Consider the following 20,421-nt stretch of genomic DNA (forward strand, 5'->3'; position numbering starts at 1 on the left):
AGATGACATTTAACGCCGACCTGCACCGCAGCACGCTGAAACTGCCGAATCGCCTGGCGCGCAACGGCAGCGGAGTCTATGACAGCGCACTGGAAATGAGTGTGCTGGATGCCGGTCCGGAGTACGACCGCGGCCCGCGTAGCCAGCAGCCCACGATGGTCTTTATTCACGGCTTCGGCGGCCGTGCGGCCTACTGGGAATACCAGCTGGAACAATTCCAGCTCGACTACCGGGTGATCGCGCTCGACCTGCGCGGCCACGGCTACAGCGATGCGCCGACGGCAGCTGAAGGCGCCAGCTACGATGTGCCTGAACTGGTCGCCGACATCGCCGCCGCGCTGGATCAGCTGGAAGTACCGCAGCGTTTCATCCTGGTGTGCCACTCGTTCGGCGGCGCGCTGTCTGCCTATTTCCTGAAGCAGTTTCCGCAGCGCGTGTCGGCGCTGGTCATGATCGCCTCGGCGGCGCGCTTCCGCCTGCGCCTGGCCGGCCGCATCGTGCTGCGCATGCCGCCGCGCATATTCGATATGGTGCGCAAGCTGATGCCGTATGTCGGCATCGCCGCGGCCCGCATTTATCCGCCGTCGCACGTGGTCTACCTGCAGAACCGCAATGCCTTGCTGCCGTGGGACGGCAGCGAATACCTGCGCGCAATCGCGGTGCCGACGCTGGTGATTCTCGGCCACCGCGATATCCTGTTCGACGAAGCAGCCTACAAGGAAGTGGCGCGCCTGATCCCGGGAGCGGAAGAGCTGGTGGTGCCGGTATCCGCGCACCAGGTGATGGTGGAGCGCCCCGATGCGGTGAATCGCGCCATCCAGCGTTTCCTGCAGATGCAGTCCGATCCGGCGGAGCTGGCGGAGCGGCGGGCAAGGCAAAAAGCCGAGCGGCGCGCAGCGCGCAAGCAGCTGGAAGCCGAACGTCCGTGGCTGAAATTCTACGATGCCCGCACGCCATATCGCATCAAGATGCCGACAGTGCCCTTGCCGCGCTTGCTGGAAGCGACTGCCAGGCGCTTCGGCAAAACCACGGCGCTGTCTTACCGCGGCGGCAAGATCGACTGGCGCGAACTGGACCGGCAAGCCAATCGTTTTGCCCATGGCTTGCTCGACTTGCGCATCAAGCCCGGCGAGCGAGTCTTGCTGGCCTTGCCGAACATCCCGTCTTTGGTGATCGCTTATTTTGGCATCCTGAAAGCAGGTGCGGTGGCGGTGCTAAGCGACGCCGCCACGCCCAAGGAAACCCTGCTGACGCGCATAGCAGATGCAGGCGCGGTGATGCTGGTGACCACCACCAACCGCTACGACGACTTGCGCGATGAGCTGCAGAGCGACCGCCGCGCGGCCGGCCTGCGACGCGTCATATTCGCGTCGATGATCGATCACATGGGCTGGCGTGAAAAACTGAAGTTCGCGGCCTTGCATCACGTGCAGGAAGGACATTGGCTGCCCTGGTTCCGGCAGGACAAGCAGCATCGCCGGCATGAGCGGCGCTACCTGAAATTCAAGCAGGTGCTGGGACGCGGCTCGGTAGCGCCGGCCGAGCTGGCGCAGGATGTCGGCGACATCGCGGTGGTGGTGTACACCTACGGCGCCAGCGGCACGCCGCTGCCGGTGGCGCTGTCGCACCGCAACCTGGCGGCGAACGCCTTGCAGCTGCGCCACTGGCTGCCGGAGTCGCGGCCGGGCGACGAGCGTTTCCTGGCGCAGCAGCCCTTGTCCAGCGCCTACGGCCTGACCGGCTTGCTGCACCTTGGCGTGTATCTTGGCGCCACCCTGATCCTGTTGCCGGGGGCTGAACTGGAGCCCTTGCTGAAGACCGTCAAGAAGATGCGGCCGACCTATTTCCCGACCACGCCGCGCATGGTGCGCGAACTGGCGCACACGCCCGGCGTGCGGCGCTACGGCCTGGCCTCGATCCGGGTCTGCGCCGTCAGCGGTTCGCCGCTGGCGCAGGAAATCCGCGAAGAATTTGAGAAGCTGACGCGCGGCCGCCTGGTTGAAGCCTATGGCCTGACCGAGGCTTCGCCCGCGGTGCTGGCCATGCCGCTGGCGGCGCGCCGCATCCAGGGCGTGGTTGGTGTGCCGTTGCCGGATACCGAAGTGAAAGTGGTCGACCTGGATACGGATGCCGAATTGCCCAGCGATACCCTGGGCGAGTTATGGGTGCGCGGGCCGCAGCTGTTCTCCGGCTACGATCATGGCCCTGCCGGCGCCGCCGGGCCTGGCGCATCCGCCCTGAACCTGATTGCCAGGAAGATAAGCAAGGAACGTTTGTACGACGGCTGGCTGGCCACCGGCGACGTCGCCAGCATCGACGAAGACGGTTTTGTTTCCATCATCGACCGCAAGAGTAATATGGGAATACGCAATGGCCGGCGGGTGTTCCCGCGGCAGATCGAAGAAGTCTTGTTCGAGCATCCGGCGGTGGCAGTTGCCCACGTGAAATGGAGTCCGGACGAGGAGGGTGTCCAGCATTTGCTGGCAGAGGTTTTGTTGCATCACAACATGAAGCTCAGCGCCGATGATTTGCTCAAATATGCGTCAAAACGCTTGCATGCGGACGCTTTGCCCGATAGCATCGCGGTAGAACAAAAAAATACAACCGTGCTTTTTTAGCGGTGGCCGGCGGTATCCCGGCAATACCCCCTTACAGGCGCGTTTTCTTCCAGTGAAACAAGCCAAAAACAATGCATTTATAACAAGCAGAGACTAAAGGCAGAACATGGATAAATTTTGGCTCAAATCGTATCCGGAAGGCGTGGCCCCGGAGATTGACTACTCCCAATACCAGTCGCTGGCGCAGTTGCTGGAAGAGGCGTTCCAGAAATACGCGACGCGCAACGCCTATGCCTGCATGGGCAAATATCTGACGTACGCCGAGGTTGACCAGCTGTCCCGCAAAGTCGGCGCCTGGCTGCAGAGCAAAGGCCTGGAAAAAGGCGCGCGGGTCGCCATCATGATGCCTAACGTGCTGCAATATCCGGTGGCGATCGCGGCCATTTTGCGTGCCGGTTATATCGTGGTCAACGTCAATCCGCTGTACACCCCGCGCGAGCTTGAGCATCAGCTGAACGACTCGGGCGCGGAAGCCATCTTCATACTCGAAAATTTCGCCACCACCCTGCAGCAGGTCATCGCCCGCACCAAGGTCAAGCACGTGGTGGTCGCCAGCATGGGCGACCTGATGGGCGTCAAGGGCCTGGTGGTCAACCTGGTGGTGCGCCATGTCAAGAAGATGGTGCCGAGCTTCTCCTTGCCCGGTTCCGTGCCGTTCAACAGCGTCCTGTCGCAAGCGTCTTCGCTGCAGCTGAAGACGGTTGCGCTGACGCCGGACGACACTGCTTTCCTGCAATACACCGGCGGCACTACCGGTGTCTCGAAAGGGGCAACGCTCTCGCACCGCAACGTGGTGGCCAACGTGCTGCAGGCTGAAGCCTGGCTCGCTCCGGGCTTGAACAACGGCCCAAAAGTCGAGCAGCTGGTGTTTGTCTGCGCCTTGCCGCTGTATCACATCTTCGCCTTGACGGTATGCGGCATGCTCGGCATGCGCGAGGGCGCCTTGAACCTGCTGGTCCCGAATCCGCGCGACATCGCCGGCCTGATCAAGGAAATGTCGAAGTACCAGATCAATACCTTCCCGGCGGTCAATACGCTGTACAACGCCTTGCTGAACCATCCCGATTTCGCCAAGCTGGATTTCTCCGGCTACCGGGTCTGCGTCGGCGGTGGCATGGCGGTGCAAAAGGCGGTTGCGGACAAGTGGAAGGAAGTCACCGGCTGTCCGATCATCGAAGGCTACGGCTTGTCGGAAACTTCGCCTATCGCTTGCGCCAATCCATGCGACATCAAGGAATACAGCGGTACCATCGGCTTGCCATTGCCGTCGACCGAGATCGCGATCCTGGACGACGCCGGCAATCCGGTAGCCCTGGGCCAGGCCGGCGAAATCGCGATCCGCGGACCACAGGTCATGCGCGGCTACTGGAACCGCGACGACGAAACCGCCAAGGTCATGACCGCCGACGGCTTTTTCAAGTCGGGTGATATCGGCATCATGGATGAGCGCGGTTACACCAAGATCGTCGACCGCAAGAAAGACATGATCCTGGTCTCCGGCTTCAACGTCTATCCGAACGAAGTCGAAGGTGTGGTGGTGCAGCATCCCGGCGTGCTGGAATGCGCATGCGTCGGCGTGCCGGACGAACATGCCGGCGAAGTGGTGAAGATTTTTGTGGTGCGCAAGGATCCGTCGCTGACTGCCGAGCAACTGATGGCTTATTGCCGTGAGCAGCTGACCGGCTACAAGCGGCCGAAATATATCGAGTTCCGTACTGACCTGCCGAAGACCAATGTCGGCAAGATCCTGCGGCGCGAATTGCGCGACGAAAAACCGGCTGAGCAAAAACAGGCAGCCTGAGATTTGGAAAAAATGGCGTCTTGCCGGAGGCCACGGTTCTGAAAAACCCCGGATGTGCGACAAGCGCATCCGGGGTTTGTTTTTTTCGAGAGCCTCAGGCGGTGATGCGTTCCACTTTGCCGACCAGCAGGATGTACGACAGCGCTCCCACCAGGGCCATCACGGCGATATAGGTGATGGCCGGCGCGAAGCTGTCGCCGCTGATCAGGAAACCGATCACCAGCGGCGTGGTGATGGCGGCCAGGTTGCCGATGAAATTGAAGACGCCGCCGGTCAGCCCCAGCATCTTGGCCGGCGCCAGCGACGACACCAGCGACCATGAGATCGACGCAAAACCGTTGCCAAAGAAGGCTACTGCCATGAAGACGATGATCCAGGCGGTCGAGTCGACATAGTTGGCGCCGATGATGCAGGTAGAAATCAGCAAGCCGCTGATGATCGGCAGTTTGCGCGCCAGGCCGACCGACGCGCCCTTGCGTATCAGCCAGTCCGAAAAAATGCCGGAACTGAGCACGCCGAGGAAAGCCGCCAGGAACGGCAGCGAGGCCAGGAAACCGGACTTGATGAAATCCATGCCGCGGTACTTGACCAGGTAGGTCGGGAACCAGGTCAGGAAGAACCACAGCGTGGAATTCACAGCGTACTGTCCAAGGTAGATGCCCCACAGCTTGCGCCGGCTCAGCACCAGTCCGAGGTCGGCCACGCTGAAGCCGGGTTTTTGCGTGCTGCTTGCCTGGGCGATATCGACCAGGCCGCCGCCGCTGCGGATCAATTCGATTTCCGCCGCGTTGGCGCCCTTGAACTGGCGCGGCTCGCGATATACGAGATACCAGATCGCGGCCCAGGCAATGCCGGTCAGGCCGGTGCTGACGAACACCATGTGCCAGCCGTAAGCCTGCTGCAGCCAGGCCAGCAGCGGCGTCAGGAACGCCAGTCCGACGAACTGGCCGGAGGTGTAGAAGCCGATGGCGGTGGCCCGTTCGCGTTCCGGAAACCAGGTGGTGACGACACGGTTGTTGATCGGGTAGGCCGGCGCTTCCAGCGCCCCCACCAGCAGGCGCAGCGCGAACAGTCCGGCGAAGCTGCCGATAAAACCGAGGAAGATGGTGGCTAGCGACCATAAGGCCAGCGCCAGCGCATACAGCACCCGAGGCGCCACCCGGTCCACCAGCCAGCCGCCGGGGATTTGCATGGCGGCATAGGTCCAGCCGAAAGCGGAAAAGATCCAGCCGGCATGGACCGGATCGATCGCCAGTTCGCGCATCAGTTCCGGCGCGGCGATCGACAGGTTGCTGCGGTCCAGGTAATTGATCACGACCGTGACGAACAGCAGCAGCATGATCAGGAAGCGTTTGCGGCTGGGTGCTTGCTGCGGCGGTTGTGTTGTCTTGTTTGCCGTCGACAGCGGTTCTACTTCAAGCACCTGCTCCTGCATAACGATCTCCTGTCCGGGTTTGCCGGACCATATGGTGGTGTTTGAGGGCTATGCTGCTCTCTTCTTGAAATCATTTGTTTGACGAATCGATGAAACTGCGTCTTACCACTCGGCGAAACTGCCGTCCTTGTGGCGCCAGATCGGATTGCGCCAGCGATGGCCGACGGCAGCCCGTTCCTTGACATACTCTTCATTGATTTCTATGCCCAGTCCCGGCCCCTGCGGAATGGTCACGTAACCCTTGTCGTAGGCAAACACTTCAGGGTTTTTCACGTAATCGAGCAAGTCGTTGCTCTTGTTATAATGGATGCCCAGGCTCTGTTCCTGGATAAAGGCGTTGTACGACACCGCATCCACCTGCAGGCAGGCGGCCAGCGCAATCGGACCGAGCGGGCAGTGCAGCGCCACGGCGACGTCGTAGGCTTCGGCCATGGTGGCGATCTTGCGCGTTTCTGTGATGCCGCCGGCATGCGAGACATCGGGCTGGATGATGTCGACATAACCTTCGCTCAGGACGCGCTTGAAATCCCAGCGCGAATACAGCCGTTCGCCCAGCGCGATCGGCGTGCTGGTCAGTGGCGCCAGTTCTTTCAGGGCCTCGTAGTTTTCGCTCAGCACGGGTTCTTCGATGAACATCAGTTTGTACGGCTCGAGTTCCTTGATCAGGATCTTCGCCATCGGCTTGTGCACGCGGCCGTGGAAATCAACGCCGATGCCGATATGCGGGCCGACCGCTGCGCGCACGGCGGCGACGTTGGCCAATGTCGCTTCCACTTTTTCATAGGAATCGACAAACTGCAGTTCTTCGGTGCCGTTCATCTTCACCGCGGTGAAGCCGCGCGCCACGGCGTCCTTGGCCGCTGCCGCGGTGTCGGCCGGGCGGTCGCCGCCGATCCAGGAATAGACGCGGATGCTGTCGCGCACCGGGCCGCCCAGCAGCTGGCTGACCGAGACGCCGAGCGCCTTGCCCTTGATATCCCACAGCGCCTGGTCGATGCCGGCCAGCGCGCTCATGTGGATGGCGCCGCCGCGATAAAAGCCGCCGCGGTACAGTACTGTCCAATGGTCTTCGATATGGCGCGGATCTTTGCCGATCAGGTAGTCGGACAGTTCTTCGACAGCCGCCGCCACGCTGTGCACGCGGCCTTCTACCACCGGTTCGCCCCAGCCGACCACGCCTTCGTCGGTTTCTATCTTCAGGAAACACCAACGCGGCGGTACGATGTAAGTGGTCAGTTTGGTGATCTTCATTAAGCTCGTCTCCTGTTCAATTTTTTGTTTCTGGCGTTTCCGCTGTTTCTGCAGTGTTTGAATTTTCTTGTATTGCACACCATGCCGCGACAAACCGGTTGGCGTTCTGGCCGACCTGTTCGGCGCTCAGGCCCGGTTTGTACAGGGCAGATCCGAGGCCGAATCCGGAAGCGCCGGCGCTGATGAATGTTGCCAGGTTTTCCGGCGTGATGCCGCCTACCGGCAGCAACGCCACTTCGCGCGGGATCACTGCCCGCCACGCTTTGACTACGTTCGGCCCCAGCTGCTCGGCCGGGAACATTTTCAAGACATCGGCGCCAGCGGCCAACGCAGCGAATGCTTCGGTGACCGTGGCGACGCCCGGCGCACAAGCCAGGCCGGCCTGTTTGGCGGCAGCGATCACTTCCGGATCGCTGTGCGGCATGACGATGATCTCGCCGCCGGCGCGCTTGACTGCCGCCACCTGGTCGGTCGTCAAGACCGTGCCGGCGCCGACCATGCAGTCGGCAGGCAAGGCGTTGCGCAGGCTGCGGATGCTGTCGAACGGCTGTGGCGAATTGAGCGGCACCTCGATGATGCGGAAACCGGCTTCGTAGAGTTTCAGGCCGATCGCGGCCACTTCATGCGGCTCGACGCCGCGCAGGATGGCGATCAGTCCGCACTGTTTCATTGCATTTCTTAACATGATGGTTTCCCGGTATTCCCGCTGCTAAGCATGTTTCAATAGTCCAGCCGTCAGCGCCAGTTGCCACAGGCCGCGTTCAGTGGCCTCGGCGACGACTTCGACAGCTCCAAAATCATAGGCGCGCAGCACTTGCGTATAGCGTGCGCACAAGCCGGCTTCGCCGACCAGCATCACTTGCGAGGGCTGCCGTCCCTGTTCGCGTAGCATGGCTTGCAATGCGGCGATTTCGTGGCCGATCAGCAGTCCGGACAGGTATTCGCGCTGGCCGGCGCCGTCCAGCACACCTGTCAGTCCCAGCGTGCGCGTACTGAATATGGTCGACAATACGCCAGCTTGGCCGGCCGCGCTGCGCGCCACCAGGGCGCCGCGCTCAAATGCGTGCTGTCCGGCCTCTGTAACGTCGTCGCCCGCCTGCATGCCGCGGCCGAGAATGGTATGTGTGGACAAGGCGGCAAACACTTCGCCGGTCATGAACGTATCGAAGTGCGCTAGCTGGCATTGCTTGCCGGCGCGCCGTATCTGCACCCACTTGGAATGCGTACCGGGCAGGCCGATCAGGACATCGGTCTCTGCCGTGTCCTGGTTGAGGGCATTGAGCACGCCGACCACCTGGGTCTCTTCGCCGCGCATGACGTTCGGCAACATGGAGTTTTCGATCAGGCCCGGTACTAGATGGATCAGTTGGCCATGGCGATTGCGCAGCACGCTCAAGCTGCCGCCGATGCGGTCGACGGCGATCGGCACTTCCAGGTATGGAACTTCCAGCCAGCCCTGGCGGCTGCCTACCATGCCGGCCGCGATCACCGGCGTGCCTGGCTCGGCGCGCAGCCAATCGCCGCAAGCTTGCTCGAAAGCGGCTTCGAAATCGGCTTCAAGCGCGGCTTTGTCGCCGCTTGCGGCTGCCGGCAATTGCATTATGCCGCAGGGCAGGGCGCGCAACTCCAGCGTCTGGCCATGCGCTCCGAGGCGGTAGGCGCGTAGCGATGAAGTCCCCCAGTCGAGGGCGATCAAGTGCGTTTGATGCGGTGCAGGCGGCATGGGTTGGTTGGTTTTAAAAATTACAGGCAGGATCAGCGTGCCCAGTGATGTGGCGTACTTTATTCCGGCGGCCATTTTCTGTCAATATATGATATTATGTCCCAATATATGGGATGTAAGTAGGCTTAGGTATTTTCTGACAGGTTCTAATCATGCGCAAATCGCAGGACTCAGCGGAGTTGCCTGGCAATGCAGGCGAGCAGGTTGCCGCACCGACCGGCACCCAGACCCTGACACGCGGGCTGGGAGTATTGCAGGCGGTAGCCGGCGGCGCGCGCGATCTGAAACAGATCGCGCAGATGCTGGGCACCACGCGCAGCACTACCCACCGGCTGGCGAACTGCCTGGTGCAGGAGCGCTATCTGCGCTTTACGCCGAGCGCCGGTTATGTGCTCGGCCCGAAACTGATTGAACTAGGTTTCCAGGCGCGCGAAGAAGTCTCGCTGAGCATAGCGGCACGACCCTACCTGGAACAGCTGGCCGAACAGTCGGGCGACACCATCCACCTGGCTTTGCAGGACGCCGACGATGTGCTCTACCTGGACAAGATTCCTGGCAAGAAGGGTTTGGAAATGCGTTCGCGCGTGGGGCACAGGATGCCGATCGCCACCACCGGCGTCGGCAAGGCTCTGATGCTGGGCATGGACGAAGAGGAATGGAAGAACCTGTACCAGAAGCGCAGCAGCGCCGCCAGCAGCCATGCTTCCGGGTTATTGCCGAAGCGTAGCTGGACTGAGTTCCGCGACCAGATGCGTGAATACGTTAAAGGCGGTTATGCCTTCGACCTGGAAGACAACGAGCCATCGATACGCTGTGTGGCGGCGCCGATCTACGACGCCAGCCACGCGATTGTCGCCGCCATCAGCGTTTCCAGCACCCTGCCTTACATGCCGCTGGAACGGATGCAGTCATTGATCGCGGTAGTGCAGGCCGCGGCGGCCGGCATCTCCAGCGAGCTTGGCGCGAATCAGTAGCTGAGCCGGGATATGGGTCAGGACGCCAGCGGCGGCAGCTGACGCGGCTTGCGCTGGGCGTCGGTGGCGACATAGGTCAGCGTCGCTTCGGTCACTTTCACGACTTCTGTCTGCAGCCGGTTGCGCTCGGCATACACCTCGACGTTGACCGTGATCGAGGTATTGCCGACCTTGACGATCTCGGCATAAAACGACAGCAGGTCGCCGACAAACACCGGCTGCTTGAACAAGAAAGAGTTCACCGCAATCGTGGCGACACGGCCATTGGCGCGACGGGTGGCCGGCAGCGAGCCGGCAATATCGACTTGTGCCATGATCCAGCCGCCGAAGACGTCGCCGTGCACATTGGCGTCGGACGGCATCGGCATCACCCGCAGTTGCGGCATGGTGTCGGGTGGCAATTGATTGTTGTTTTGATCAGTCATCGGTTATTTCCCCTGAGAGCTACAATTGGTTTTGTATCCGTAGCTTAAACCATTCTTTAAGATTGTCACCCTATGCGCCACCATTCTTCCACGTCGCCAGAGCCGCTCGCCGGCCAGCCAAAGCGTAGCGACTGGGCCACGCTCAAGACCTTGCTGCCCTATCTCTGGACCTACAAGTGGCGGGTCTCGCTGGCGCTGCTGTTCATGCTGGGCGCCAAGCTGGCCAATGTCGGCGTGCCGCTGGTGCTGAAGAAACTGGTCGACAGCATGACCATCACGGTCAGCCATCCGCAGGCGATGCTGGTGCTGCCGCTGGGGATACTGGTAGCCTACGGCGCGCTGCGCCTGTGCACCACCTTGTTCACCGAATTGCGCGAGTTCGTGTTCGCGCGCGTGACCCAGCGCGCGGTGCGCACCATTGCCCTGCAGGTGTTCCGCCACCTGCATTCACTGTCGCTGCGCTTCCACCTGAACCGCCAGACCGGCGGCATGACGCGCGACATCGAACGCGGCACACGCGGCGTCTCGTCGCTGGTGTCGTACGCGCTGTTCAGCATCTTGCCGACCCTGATCGAAATCTCGCTGGTGCTGGGTTACCTGGTGCTGCACTACGACATCTGGTTCGCCGGCATCACCGTGGTGGCGCTGGTCAGCTACATTTTTTTTACTGTCACCGTCACCGAATGGCGCACCCATTTCCGGCGCACCATGAACACCCTCGATTCGAGCGCCAACACCAAGGCCATCGATTCGCTGATCAACTACGAAACCGTCAAGTATTTCGGCAACGAGGAATACGAGGCGCGGCGCTACGACGACGGCTTGATGCGCTACGAAACCGCGGCGGTGAAATCGCAGACCTCGTTGTCCCTGCTCAATACCGGGCAATCGCTGATCATCGCCATCGCGGTGACGCTGATCCTGTGGCGCGCCACGCAGGGCGTGATCGACGGCAAGATGACGCTGGGCGACCTGGTGCTGGTCAACTCCTTCATGATCCAGCTGTATATTCCGCTCAATTTCCTCGGCGTCATCTACCGCGAAATCAAGCAGAGCCTGGCCGATATGGAAAGGCTGTTTCACCTGCTCGATGAGAATCGGGAAATTGCCGACGCCGCGCAGGCGCGGCCGCTGCTGACCGGCGGCGCGCAAGTGCGTTTTTCGCATGTGGATTTCAGCTATGAGAGCAAGCGCCAGATCCTGTTCGACGTCGATTTCACGATTGCCGCCGGCACCACTACCGCAGTGGTCGGCCACAGCGGTTCCGGCAAGTCGACCCTGTCGCGTTTGCTGTTCCGTTTTTACGATATCAACAACGGCCGCATCACGATCGACGGCCAGGATCTGCGCGACATCACCCAGGCTTCGCTGCGCCAGGCGATCGGCATCGTGCCGCAGGATACGGTGCTGTTCAACGACAGCATCGAATACAACATCGCCTATGGCAAGCCGGGCGCCAGCAAGGCGGAAATCGTCGCCGTCGCCAAGGCGGCGCATATCCACGATTTCATCGAATCGCTGCCGGACGGCTACGACTCGATGGTGGGCGAGCGCGGCTTGAAATTGTCGGGCGGCGAAAAGCAGCGGGTGGCGATCGCGCGCACTTTGCTGAAAAATCCCGCGGTGCTGATTTTCGACGAGGCCACTTCTGCGCTCGATTCGAAATCGGAACAGGCGATCCAGGCGCAGCTCAAGGAAATCGCCAAGGACCGCACCACGCTGGTGATCGCCCACCGCTTGTCGACCATTGCCGATGCGGCACAGATCCTGGTGCTGGACCATGGCCGTATCATCGAGCGCGGCACCCACCTCCAGCTGCTGGCGGCAGACGGCGCTTACGCGCAGATGTGGCAGCGCCAGCAAGCGCATCCGGAAGAAGTGGAAAGCCCGTCGCCGGGAGTCGACGGCGGGTATCCTGAAAACGTGGTGCGCATGGTGTAGGAGTACAACGCCGATGCAGATTGTTGGCCGCAGGTCCGCCAATTTTCTATGCTGCCGCTGCCGGCTCGCGTTGCGATAGGTTACGATAGCGGCATGGAAAGCAAATGGTTAGAAGACTTCATTTCGTTGGCGGAAACCCATAGTTTCAGCCGCTCTGCAGAATTGCGTCATGTCACGCAGCCGGCCTTCTCGCGCCGCATCCAGTCGCTGGAAGCATGGCTGGGCGCCGACCTGATCGACCGCACCTCCTATCCGACGCGGCTGACCGCCGCCGGCGAAGTGTTTTACGAGCAGGCGCTGGAGATGCTGGGCCAGATCAACAACGCCCGCGCGCTGATGCGCGGCAAGCGTCCGACCGCGTTGAGCACGGTGGATTTCGCCGTGCCGCATACCTTGTCGCTGACCTATGTGCCGCGCTGGATCCGTTTGCTGGAAGACGGTTTCGGGCCGCTCAATACACGCCTGCTGGCCTTGAACGTGCATGACGCCGTGATGGCGATGGTGGACGGCGGCTGCGACCTGCTGCTGTGCTATCACCATCCGCGCCAGCCGGTGCAGCTCGATACCGGCCGCTACGACCTGATCACATTGGGCAGCGAGGTGCTGCGCGCCTATGCCCATTGCAACAAGGCCGGGGTGCCGGACTATGTCTTTCCCGGCAGCGCCGGCGCGCCTTTGCCGTTCTTGTCCTATACCAGCAATGCCTATCTCGGACGCATGGTGGAACTGATCCTGGCCGACGCCAAGAAGCCGCTCTACCTTGAAAAACGCTACGAGACGGACATGGCGGAAGGCTTGAAAATGATGGCGCTGGAAGGGCATGGCGTGGCCTTCCTGCCGGAGTCGGCCGTGACCCGCGAAGTCAAGCTGAAGCAGCTGGCCAGGGTCGACAGGATCGACGATAGCGCTCCCGAATGGGAAGCGACCATGGAAATCCGCCTCTACCGCGAACGTCCTACCGTGCAAAGGCCGGGCAAGCCGGTGGTGGCGCGGTTATGGGCTTACCTGCTGCAACAGCAGGAAGAAGCAGCCAAGGAAGCCGCCAAAAACGCAAAACGTAAAACGCCGGCAGCGCTCGCATAAATTCCGGAACTGCCGCTGCGGCGCGCATGCAGGACGTTGCGCGAAAACCGTGTTTGTCATGACGGAATTGCATTTTTGATATCAATGCAAAAAATGCATAGTTACATGCGCACAAAGCATTGGCTTTGCCCTATGCCGTTGTCCTACGATTCGCCACTAGATCGATTTAGCCCCCGCTGTCAGTTCCCCTGTCGTCCTTATTGTTGTCCTTGTCCAGGGGGCCGGTCTGCAACTTCCAGGAGCGCGCAAAAATATGACTATCAAGCACGAAGTTCCATCCTATCTCACGCAACATGGCATCGGCCCATGGGGCGACTATCTCGAACAAATCGATCGCGTAACACCCTACCTCGGCAACCTGGCCCGCTGGGTCGAGACCATGAAACGTCCGAAGCGGATGCTGATCGTCGACGTCCCTATCGAACGCGACGACGGCACCATTGCCCACTTCGAAGGCTATCGCGTGCAGCACAACACCTCGCGCGGCCCAGGCAAGGGCGGCGTGCGTTTCCACCAGGACGTGACGCTGTCCGAAGTGATGGCCCTGTCGGCCTGGATGACGGTCAAGAACGCGGCCGTGAACGTGCCGTACGGCGGCGCCAAGGGCGGCATCCGGGTTGACCCGAAGACCTTGTCGCAAGGCGAGCTGCAACGCATGACACGGCGCTACACCAGCGAAATCGGCATCATCATCGGCCCCAACAAGGACATCCCGGCGCCGGACGTCAACACCAACGAACAGATCATGGCCTGGATGATGGATACCTATTCCATGAACCAGGGCAGCACCGCATCGGGCGTGGTCACCGGCAAGCCGATTTCACTGGGCGGCAGCCTGGGACGGCGCGAAGCCACCGGCCGCGGCGTGTTCGTGGTCGGTTGCGAAGCGGCGGTCAAGCGCGGCCTGGATATCCACGGCGCCAAGATTGCGGTGCAGGGTTTCGGCAATGTCGGCGGCATTGCTGCGCGCCTGTTCTCGGAAGCCGGCGCCAAAGTGGTGGCGGTGCAAGACCATATCTCGACCGTGGTGCGTTCCAGCGGCCTCGACGTGGCGGCGTTGCAAGCCCACGTCAATGAAACCGGCAGCGTCGCCGGTTTCAAGGGCGGCGAAGAAATCAGCGACCGTGCGCAGTTTTGGGCTGTCGATTGCGATATTTTGGTGCCTGCTGCTTTGGAGCAACAAATCACCGTGGAGAATGCTCCGACCATCCGCGCCAAGATCATCCTGGAAGGCGCCAACGGCCCAACCAGCCCGGCCGCGGACGACATCCTGCATGAAAAGGGCGTGCTGGTGGTGCCTGACGTGATCGCCAATGCCGGCGGCGTGACGGTGAGTTATTTCGAATGGGTGCAGGATTTCTCCAGTTTCTTCTGGACTGAAGATGAAATCAACCTGCGCCTGACCCGCATCATGCGCGAAGCGTTTACCGCGGTCTGGCAACTGGCCGAAGAGAAGAAGGTATCGCTGCGCACCGCTGCATTTATCGTTGCCTGTACCCGTGTCCTGCAGGCGCGTGAAATGCGTGGTTTGTATCCTTGATTGATGTTGCGTTATAGTCGGGATGTTTTGCGCGCGCTCAAGCTGCCAGCCGGCTGAGCGCGTGTCATCTGGCCCTGGTGGTATCCGGGGACTTGTCAGCAAAAGAGCGACGCCAAGGCAGTCGCCGCCGACATGCAAACAGCTGGCTTGAATATTGCATTAAGCATATTCATTGCATAAAAACACCATCGACAGCGCAAGTCAACGGGGAGAGCGGCGTGGGAATCGGGAAAGGTAGGAGCGGCCAGGGGAGTATTGCGGCCGCGTGGTGCAATGCAGGCCTGGGTGCGGTGTTAGCGGTAACGTTGGGCGTCGCCGCAACAGCTGTTCATGCGGAAGATGTGCTGGCGAAGATCCGCGACAGCAAGACCATCACGATCGGTTACCGGGAAGCGTCGTTCCCGTTCTCGTTTGTGGACCAGGATAAAAAACCGATCGGTTATGCCATCGACCTGTGTCTCAAGATAGCCGATGCGGTGAAGCAGCAATTGAAACTGCCGCAATTGAATATCGCCTATGTTCCAGTGACTTCATCTAATCGCATTGATATGATCGCAAGCGGAAAAATCGACCTGGAATGTGGCTCGACCACCAACAACGCAGAGCGGCGCAAGCAAGTCAGTTTCACCATTGCGCATTTCATGGCGTCGTCGCGCATGCTGGTGCGGGTGGAGGACAAGATCAAGAACTGGCCGGACCTGCGCGACAAGAAAGTGGCGACCACCAAAGGCACGACCAGCGTCAAATCGCTGGTCGACCGCGGCCAGGTCCGTTCCCTGAACATGACCATAGTGGAAGGACGCGATCACAACGAATCGTTCAAGATGGTGGAAGACAAGGTGGCCGACGCCTTTGTGATGGATGACGTGCTGCTGTACGGCCTGAAGGCCACCGCCAAGGATCCTGCGGCCTACGCCATCGTCGGCGAGCCTTTGACAACCGAGCCTTACGCTATCATGCTGCCGAAAGGCGATACCAACTACAAGGCAGTGGTCGACCGTGAAATGGGGCGCATTATCCACGATGGCGAGATCAACAAGTTGTACACCAAGTGGTTCCTGAGTCCGATTCCGGCAAAAAATAATCTCGTGTTGAACATGCCCATGGGCTATCTTTTCAGGGAGTCGTTGCGCTTTCCGTCGGACCAGGTTGGCAACTGAAAGTAAACAGAATTGGCTGTAATCGTTAATTTATGCAAAGGTGGAGACAAGCGTTTTTGGAGGAGAGGTGAGAATAATAAATAAGCATAGGTTTAAGTCTGCTGCTGAGGCAGCGAGTTTGTTAAACTATACAGATAATTTTTTTACGGGAGTTGTTATGATGTCATCAAAATTAGTTGTCGCTTTGGTAGGCTTGGGAGTAATGGTTGGCTCCGTACAAGCGCAAGAACTGACCGGAACACTCAAAAAAATCAAGGATACCGGCACCATTACCCTGGGTGTGCGTGATTCATCCATTCCATTCTCTTACCTTGATGACAAACAATCGTATCAAGGTTACTCGATCGACTTGTGCCTGAAAGCTGCGACCGCCATTCAGAAACAACTCGGCCTGACCGCCTTGAACGTGAAAATGGTTCCTGTGACTTCGGCGACCCGTATCCCGCTGATCTCCAACGGCACCATCGACCTGTCCTGCGATTCCGCCACCAACAATGCAGAGCGCCAAAAGGTTGTTTCCTTTGCGCCGACCATGTACGTGACCGCGAACCGTATCCTGGCCAAGAAATCTTCCAACATCAAGACGCTGGACGACCTCAAGGGCAAGACCATCGTTTCCACTTCCGGCACATCGAACCTGAAGCAAGTCACTATCCTCAATGGCGAGCGCAACCTCGGCATGAACATCCTGGCTGCCAAAGACCATGCTGAAGCTTTCCTGATGGTGGAAACTGGCCGCGCAACGGCGTTTGTGATGGATGACATCCTGTTGGCATCGCTGGCGGCAAGCTCGAGAGCGCCTGCCGACTACGAAATCACCAAGGAAGCCCTGTCGGTCGAGCCGTACGGCATCATCGAGCGTAAGGACGATCTGCCATTCAAGAAAGCGGTCGACACTGCACTGAGCAATGTCTACACCTCGGGCCAGATCAATGACATCTACGCAAAGTGGTTCCTGAAGGCGATTCCGCCTAAGGGCATCAACCTGAACGTGCCAATCAGCCCAGAGCTGAAGGCCGCGTTTGCCAAGCCTACCGATTCGGGCGATCCGGCTGCCTATGCTGCCGTCCCTGAAGCGCAGAAACAATCGTTGAAGTTGAAGAAAAAATAAGATCGGCGATAAGAACGGAACGGGAGGCGCAAGCCTCCCGTTTTGTTTCTGAAATTGAATTGCTGCGATGCACAATCGGCGCTTGCCGGCTGACAGCGCAACGATGGAGATTTGAGTAATAGAGGGGACTTAATATGCATTACAACTGGAACTGGGGCATCTTCTGGCAAGAGTCTCCCGACGGTGTCAGCACTTATATGGACACCTTGCTGACCGGCCTGAAGTGGACGCTTGCGCTGTCCGCGTCGGCCTGGATCATGGCGCTGATCATCGGCACCGTGATCGGTACGATCCGTACCATGCCGAACAAATGGGCAGTACGCGTGGCCAATGGCTACGTTGAATTATTCCGTAACATCCCGCTGATCGTACAGATGTTCCTCTGGTATTTCGTGATGCCGGAAATCGTCCCTGCGGGCATAGGCAACTGGCTCAAGAGCCTGCCGAACGCATCATTCATCACCGCCTTCCTGGCGCTGGGTTTTTTTACGTCGTCGCGGATCGCCGTACAGGTTTCCGCTGGCATCAATGCACTGCCCCGTGGCCAAAAGCTGGCGGGTACTGCACTCGGTCTGACGTTGCCGCAAACATATCGCTACGTATTGCTGCCGATGTCGTTCCGGATCATCATCCCGTCCCTGACCAACGAATTTGCAGCAATCATCAAGAACAGCTCGGTCGCACTGACGATCGGCCTGGTGGAACTGACCGCCGCCACCTATTCGATGCGTGAATTTACCTTCCAGACCTTTGAGTCGCTTACCGGCGCCACCGTGATTTACGTGATCATTTCGGGGATTGCCTTGCTGCTGGCGCGCTGGCTTGAAAAAGCGATTGCGATTCCCGGCTTCATTGCGGCCGGCAGCGCCAATACGGGAGGTCATTAATCATGTTTTCGAATTTCGATTTTGACGTCATCCAGCGCTCCTGGTTCTACCTGTTCACCACTGGCATGAAGTTCACGCTGACGCTGACTTTCGTGGCGATGATAGGCGGCATCCTATTCGGCACCGTGCTGGCGATGATGCGTTTGTCGCACAACAAGGCAATTTCCTTTGTCGCCACCAGCTACGTCAACCTGATCCGCTCGGTGCCGCTGGTGCTGGTGATTTTCTGGTTCTACTTCCTGGTGCCGTACATCGGCGCCTGGATTATCGGCGCGGCGCAGCCGGTACAGGTCGGCGCATTCTCGTCGGCATTGATCACCTTCATTTTGTTTGAAGCAGCTTATTATTGCGAAATCATGCGTTCCGGGATCCAGTCGATTCCGCGCGGCCAGGTTTCCGCCGGCTACGCGCTCGGCATGAACTACTGGCAAATGATGGGCAACGTGGTGCTGCCGCAAGCGTTCCGCAACATGATCCCGATCTTGCTGACCCAGACCATCGTGCTGTTCCAGGACGTCTCGCTGGTCTATGTGCTGGGTTCGGTGCCGGACTTCGTTACCGTTGCATCCAAGATCGCGCAGCGTGACGGCCGCTTGGTGGAAATGTATATGTTTGTCGCCGTGGTGTACTTCGTGATGAGCTTCGGCTTGTCGACGCTGGTCAAGAAGCTGCAGCAAAGGGTTGCGATCATTCGATAAAATTCAGGCCCTGTCCGGGGACGGACAGGGCCTGGACTGCAAAACAGAATTCAGGAATTAGGAGAAATACTCATGATTAAGCTTAACAACGTCAGCAAGTGGTACGGCCAATTTCAAGTCCTGACCGATTGCACCACGCAAGTGGCCAAGGGCGACGTGGTGGTGGTGTGCGGACCGTCCGGTTCCGGCAAATCGACCCTGATCAAGACCGTCAACGGCCTGGAGCCGTTCCAGAAGGGCGATATCACGGTCGACGGCATCTCGGTCGGCGATCCCAAGACCAACCTGTCGAAACTGCGTGCGCGCATCGGCATGGTGTTCCAGAACTTCGAACTGTTCCCCCACATGTCGATCCGCGAAAACCTGACCATCGGCCAGGTCAAGGTGCTGGGCCGCAGCCAGGATGAAGCCAATGAAAAAGGCTTGAAATACCTGGACCGCGTCGGCCTGATCGCGCAAAAAGACAAGTTCCCGGGCCAGCTGTCCGGCGGCCAGCAGCAGCGCGTGGCGATTGCCCGTGCGTTGTCGATGGATCCGATTGCGATGCTGTTCGACGAACCGACTTCGGCGCTCGATCCGGAAATGATCAATGAAGTACTGGACGTGATGGTCGGCCTGGCGCAAGAAGGCATGACCATGATGGTGGTGACGCATGAAATGGGCTTCGCCAAGAAGGTCGCCAACCGCGTGGTGTTCATGGACAAGGGCCTGGTGGTGGAAGACTGCACCAAGGACGAGTTCTTCGGTGCGCCACGTTCCGACCGCGCCCGCGATTTCCTGGCGAAAATCATTCACTGATCGCTACCGGTCGTGCAAGACCGCGCAAGATAGGAAGCCGCCGCGGAGTCTATCCGGGCGGCTTTTTTATTGCGGGCTGCCCGTCGCGGAAGTGCCGGCCGGGGACATCCAGCGAGGCGCGGCCCCCGCCTGCGGTAAAATGACGGTCATCCGAACCCCCGCCGCATCATGCTTGCCATCAAACCTTACCTGCGCAGCCTGAAACTCAATCCCGACCTGGCGATTGACTATGAAGCCTATCCCTTCAGCATTCCGGCGGTGCGTGAGCTGGAGCAGATCGATTTTCATCCCGAAGTCACGTTCCTGGTCGGTGAAAACGGCGCAGGCAAATCGACCTTGCTGGAAGCGATCGCTGTGGCCTGGGGTTTTAATGCGGAAGGCGGCACCAGGAACGCGAATTTCTCGACCGCGGAAGCGCATTCCGACCTGCACCGCTACATCCGGACGGTGAAAAGCTTCAAGCGGCCCAGGACCGGCTATTTCCTGCGCGCCGAAAGTTTCTTCAACCTCGCCACTTACGAGGAAAACATGGATGATGGACAGCATCCATCATATGGAGAAAAGGGGCTGCACCGGCAATCGCACGGAGAATCTTTCCTGGCGCTGCTGCAAAACAAGTTCCAGCCCGACGGTTTTTACATGCTGGACGAGCCGGAAGCGGCGCTGTCGCCCAACCGCCAGCTGGCGGCGCTGGCGATTATCCACAAGCTGGCGCAAAATCGCTGCCAGTTCATCATCGCCACCCATTCGCCCATCTTGCTGGCTTATCCGCATGCCAGGATTTATCTGCTGGACCAGAGCGGCCTGGCCGAAACCCGCTATGAAGACACTGAACACTATACGACTACACGCCATTTCCTGAATAATCCGGCAGCCATGCTGGAGCGACTTTTTGCAGAAGAGAATGACCATGACTGATGCCTTGACCAATACACTGACCATCACCCGCCCCGACGACTGGCACTTGCACCTGCGC

17 protein-coding genes are annotated in these 20,421 nt (G+C 59.7%); 12 read left to right on the top strand and 5 right to left on the bottom strand.

From position 1 onward, the window contains the following. The coding region (locus tag JWQ61_RS15265; RefSeq protein WP_304361281.1) for an alpha/beta fold hydrolase at window positions 1-2,618 on the top strand (2,618 nt) is incomplete at its 5' end. Window positions 2,619-2,724: 106 nt separating this feature from the next. Then, the gene (locus tag JWQ61_RS15270) at window positions 2,725-4,419 is read left to right on the top strand and encodes a long-chain fatty acid--CoA ligase (RefSeq protein ID WP_304361282.1); all 1,695 of its coding nucleotides are present in this window, start codon (window positions 2,725-2,727) and stop codon (window positions 4,417-4,419) included. Window positions 4,420-4,513: 94 nt separating this feature from the next. On the opposite strand, the gene JWQ61_RS15275 is transcribed toward JWQ61_RS15270, so the two are convergent. The 4 genes from JWQ61_RS15275 to JWQ61_RS15290 form a co-directional block, all read right to left on the bottom strand. Beyond that, window positions 4,514-5,854: an MFS transporter gene (locus JWQ61_RS15275; protein ID WP_304361283.1), complete on the bottom strand. Its 1,341-nt coding sequence runs from the start codon at window positions 5,852-5,854 to the stop codon at window positions 4,514-4,516. A 102-nt stretch (window positions 5,855-5,956) separates the two neighbouring features. Then, entirely contained in the window at window positions 5,957-7,105 is a 1,149-nt protein-coding gene (dgoD, locus tag JWQ61_RS15280) for a galactonate dehydratase (RefSeq protein WP_120234255.1), read from the bottom strand. A gap of 16 nt (window positions 7,106-7,121) precedes the next feature. Beyond that, window positions 7,122-7,790, bottom strand: coding sequence for a 2-dehydro-3-deoxy-6-phosphogalactonate aldolase (locus tag JWQ61_RS15285; RefSeq protein ID WP_304361284.1), 669 nt, complete (start codon window positions 7,788-7,790; stop codon window positions 7,122-7,124). A gap of 24 nt (window positions 7,791-7,814) precedes the next feature. After that, window positions 7,815-8,828 (bottom strand): 2-dehydro-3-deoxygalactonokinase, encoded by a 1,014-nt coding sequence (locus JWQ61_RS15290; RefSeq protein ID WP_304361285.1) that lies wholly within the window; start codon window positions 8,826-8,828, stop codon window positions 7,815-7,817. A gap of 179 nt (window positions 8,829-9,007) precedes the next feature. Here JWQ61_RS15290 and JWQ61_RS15295 point away from each other — a divergent pair, with 179 nt between their 5' ends. After that, on the top strand, window positions 9,008-9,802 hold the full coding sequence (locus JWQ61_RS15295) for an IclR family transcriptional regulator (protein ID WP_369684902.1): 795 nt from the start codon (window positions 9,008-9,010) through the stop codon (window positions 9,800-9,802). A gap of 17 nt (window positions 9,803-9,819) precedes the next feature. Here the strand turns inward: JWQ61_RS15295 and JWQ61_RS15300 are convergent, their stop codons facing one another. Continuing rightward, a complete protein-coding gene (locus JWQ61_RS15300) occupies window positions 9,820-10,227 on the bottom strand; it encodes an acyl-CoA thioesterase (RefSeq protein WP_014007961.1) in 408 nt (135 codons plus the stop codon). 72 nt (window positions 10,228-10,299) lie between these two features. Here JWQ61_RS15300 and JWQ61_RS15305 point away from each other — a divergent pair, with 72 nt between their 5' ends. From JWQ61_RS15305 to JWQ61_RS15345, 9 genes are all read left to right on the top strand, one after another. After that, the gene (locus tag JWQ61_RS15305; RefSeq protein ID WP_304361287.1) at window positions 10,300-12,168 is read left to right on the top strand and encodes an ABC transporter ATP-binding protein/permease; all 1,869 of its coding nucleotides are present in this window, start codon (window positions 10,300-10,302) and stop codon (window positions 12,166-12,168) included. A gap of 93 nt (window positions 12,169-12,261) precedes the next feature. Continuing rightward, window positions 12,262-13,251: a LysR family transcriptional regulator gene (locus tag JWQ61_RS15310; RefSeq protein ID WP_304361288.1), complete on the top strand. Its 990-nt coding sequence runs from the start codon at window positions 12,262-12,264 to the stop codon at window positions 13,249-13,251. Between the two features lie 253 nt (window positions 13,252-13,504). Continuing rightward, window positions 13,505-14,791 carry a Glu/Leu/Phe/Val dehydrogenase gene (locus JWQ61_RS15315; RefSeq protein WP_014007958.1) on the top strand — a complete coding sequence of 429 codons (1,287 nt, stop codon included), beginning with the start codon at window positions 13,505-13,507 and terminating at the stop codon, window positions 14,789-14,791. A gap of 290 nt (window positions 14,792-15,081) precedes the next feature. Next, entirely contained in the window at window positions 15,082-15,951 is an 870-nt protein-coding gene (locus JWQ61_RS15320; protein ID WP_304361289.1) for an amino acid ABC transporter substrate-binding protein, read from the top strand. A gap of 157 nt (window positions 15,952-16,108) precedes the next feature. Next, entirely contained in the window at window positions 16,109-17,062 is a 954-nt protein-coding gene (locus JWQ61_RS15325; protein ID WP_304361290.1) for an amino acid ABC transporter substrate-binding protein, read from the top strand. Between the two features lie 134 nt (window positions 17,063-17,196). Continuing rightward, window positions 17,197-17,949, top strand: a complete 753-nt coding sequence (locus tag JWQ61_RS15330) for an amino acid ABC transporter permease (RefSeq protein ID WP_304361291.1) — start codon at window positions 17,197-17,199, stop codon at window positions 17,947-17,949. 2 nt (window positions 17,950-17,951) lie between these two features. Next, complete coding sequence (locus tag JWQ61_RS15335) at window positions 17,952-18,647, top strand: amino acid ABC transporter permease (RefSeq protein ID WP_304361292.1); 696 nt, start codon at window positions 17,952-17,954, stop codon at window positions 18,645-18,647. A 72-nt stretch (window positions 18,648-18,719) separates the two neighbouring features. Further along, window positions 18,720-19,445, top strand: a complete 726-nt coding sequence (locus JWQ61_RS15340) for an amino acid ABC transporter ATP-binding protein (RefSeq protein ID WP_014007953.1) — start codon at window positions 18,720-18,722, stop codon at window positions 19,443-19,445. A gap of 168 nt (window positions 19,446-19,613) precedes the next feature. Next, window positions 19,614-20,363 (top strand): AAA family ATPase, encoded by a 750-nt coding sequence (locus tag JWQ61_RS15345; protein WP_304361293.1) that lies wholly within the window; start codon window positions 19,614-19,616, stop codon window positions 20,361-20,363. Window positions 20,364-20,421 lie beyond the last annotated feature (58 nt).

This window comes from Collimonas fungivorans, from assembly GCF_028292705.1.
GTDB classification, from domain to species: Bacteria; Pseudomonadota; Gammaproteobacteria; order Burkholderiales; family Burkholderiaceae_D; genus Collimonas; species Collimonas fungivorans_B.

Bases quoted from the DNA above. Each gene is read 5' to 3' on its own strand.
- JWQ61_RS15270 (WP_304361282.1), top strand. From the start codon at position 2,725: ATGGATAAATTTTGGCTCAAATCGTATCCGGAAGGCGTGGCCCCGGAG.
- JWQ61_RS15275 (WP_304361283.1), bottom strand. From the start codon at position 5,854: ATGCAGGAGCAGGTGCTTGAAGTAGAACCGCTGTCGACGGCAAACAAG.
- dgoD (WP_120234255.1), bottom strand. From the start codon at position 7,105: ATGAAGATCACCAAACTGACCACTTACATCGTACCGCCGCGTTGGTGT.
- JWQ61_RS15285 (WP_304361284.1), bottom strand. From the start codon at position 7,790: ATGTTAAGAAATGCAATGAAACAGTGCGGACTGATCGCCATCCTGCGC.
- JWQ61_RS15290 (WP_304361285.1), bottom strand. From the start codon at position 8,828: ATGCCGCCTGCACCGCATCAAACGCACTTGATCGCCCTCGACTGGGGG.
- JWQ61_RS15300 (WP_014007961.1), bottom strand. From the start codon at position 10,227: ATGACTGATCAAAACAACAATCAATTGCCACCCGACACCATGCCGCAA.
- JWQ61_RS15305 (WP_304361287.1), top strand. From the start codon at position 10,300: ATGCGCCACCATTCTTCCACGTCGCCAGAGCCGCTCGCCGGCCAGCCA.
- JWQ61_RS15310 (WP_304361288.1), top strand. From the start codon at position 12,262: ATGGAAAGCAAATGGTTAGAAGACTTCATTTCGTTGGCGGAAACCCAT.
- JWQ61_RS15315 (WP_014007958.1), top strand. From the start codon at position 13,505: ATGACTATCAAGCACGAAGTTCCATCCTATCTCACGCAACATGGCATC.
- JWQ61_RS15325 (WP_304361290.1), top strand. From the start codon at position 16,109: ATGATGTCATCAAAATTAGTTGTCGCTTTGGTAGGCTTGGGAGTAATG.
- JWQ61_RS15330 (WP_304361291.1), top strand. From the start codon at position 17,197: ATGCATTACAACTGGAACTGGGGCATCTTCTGGCAAGAGTCTCCCGAC.
- JWQ61_RS15335 (WP_304361292.1), top strand. From the start codon at position 17,952: ATGTTTTCGAATTTCGATTTTGACGTCATCCAGCGCTCCTGGTTCTAC.
- JWQ61_RS15340 (WP_014007953.1), top strand. From the start codon at position 18,720: ATGATTAAGCTTAACAACGTCAGCAAGTGGTACGGCCAATTTCAAGTC.
- JWQ61_RS15345 (WP_304361293.1), top strand. From the start codon at position 19,614: ATGCTTGCCATCAAACCTTACCTGCGCAGCCTGAAACTCAATCCCGAC.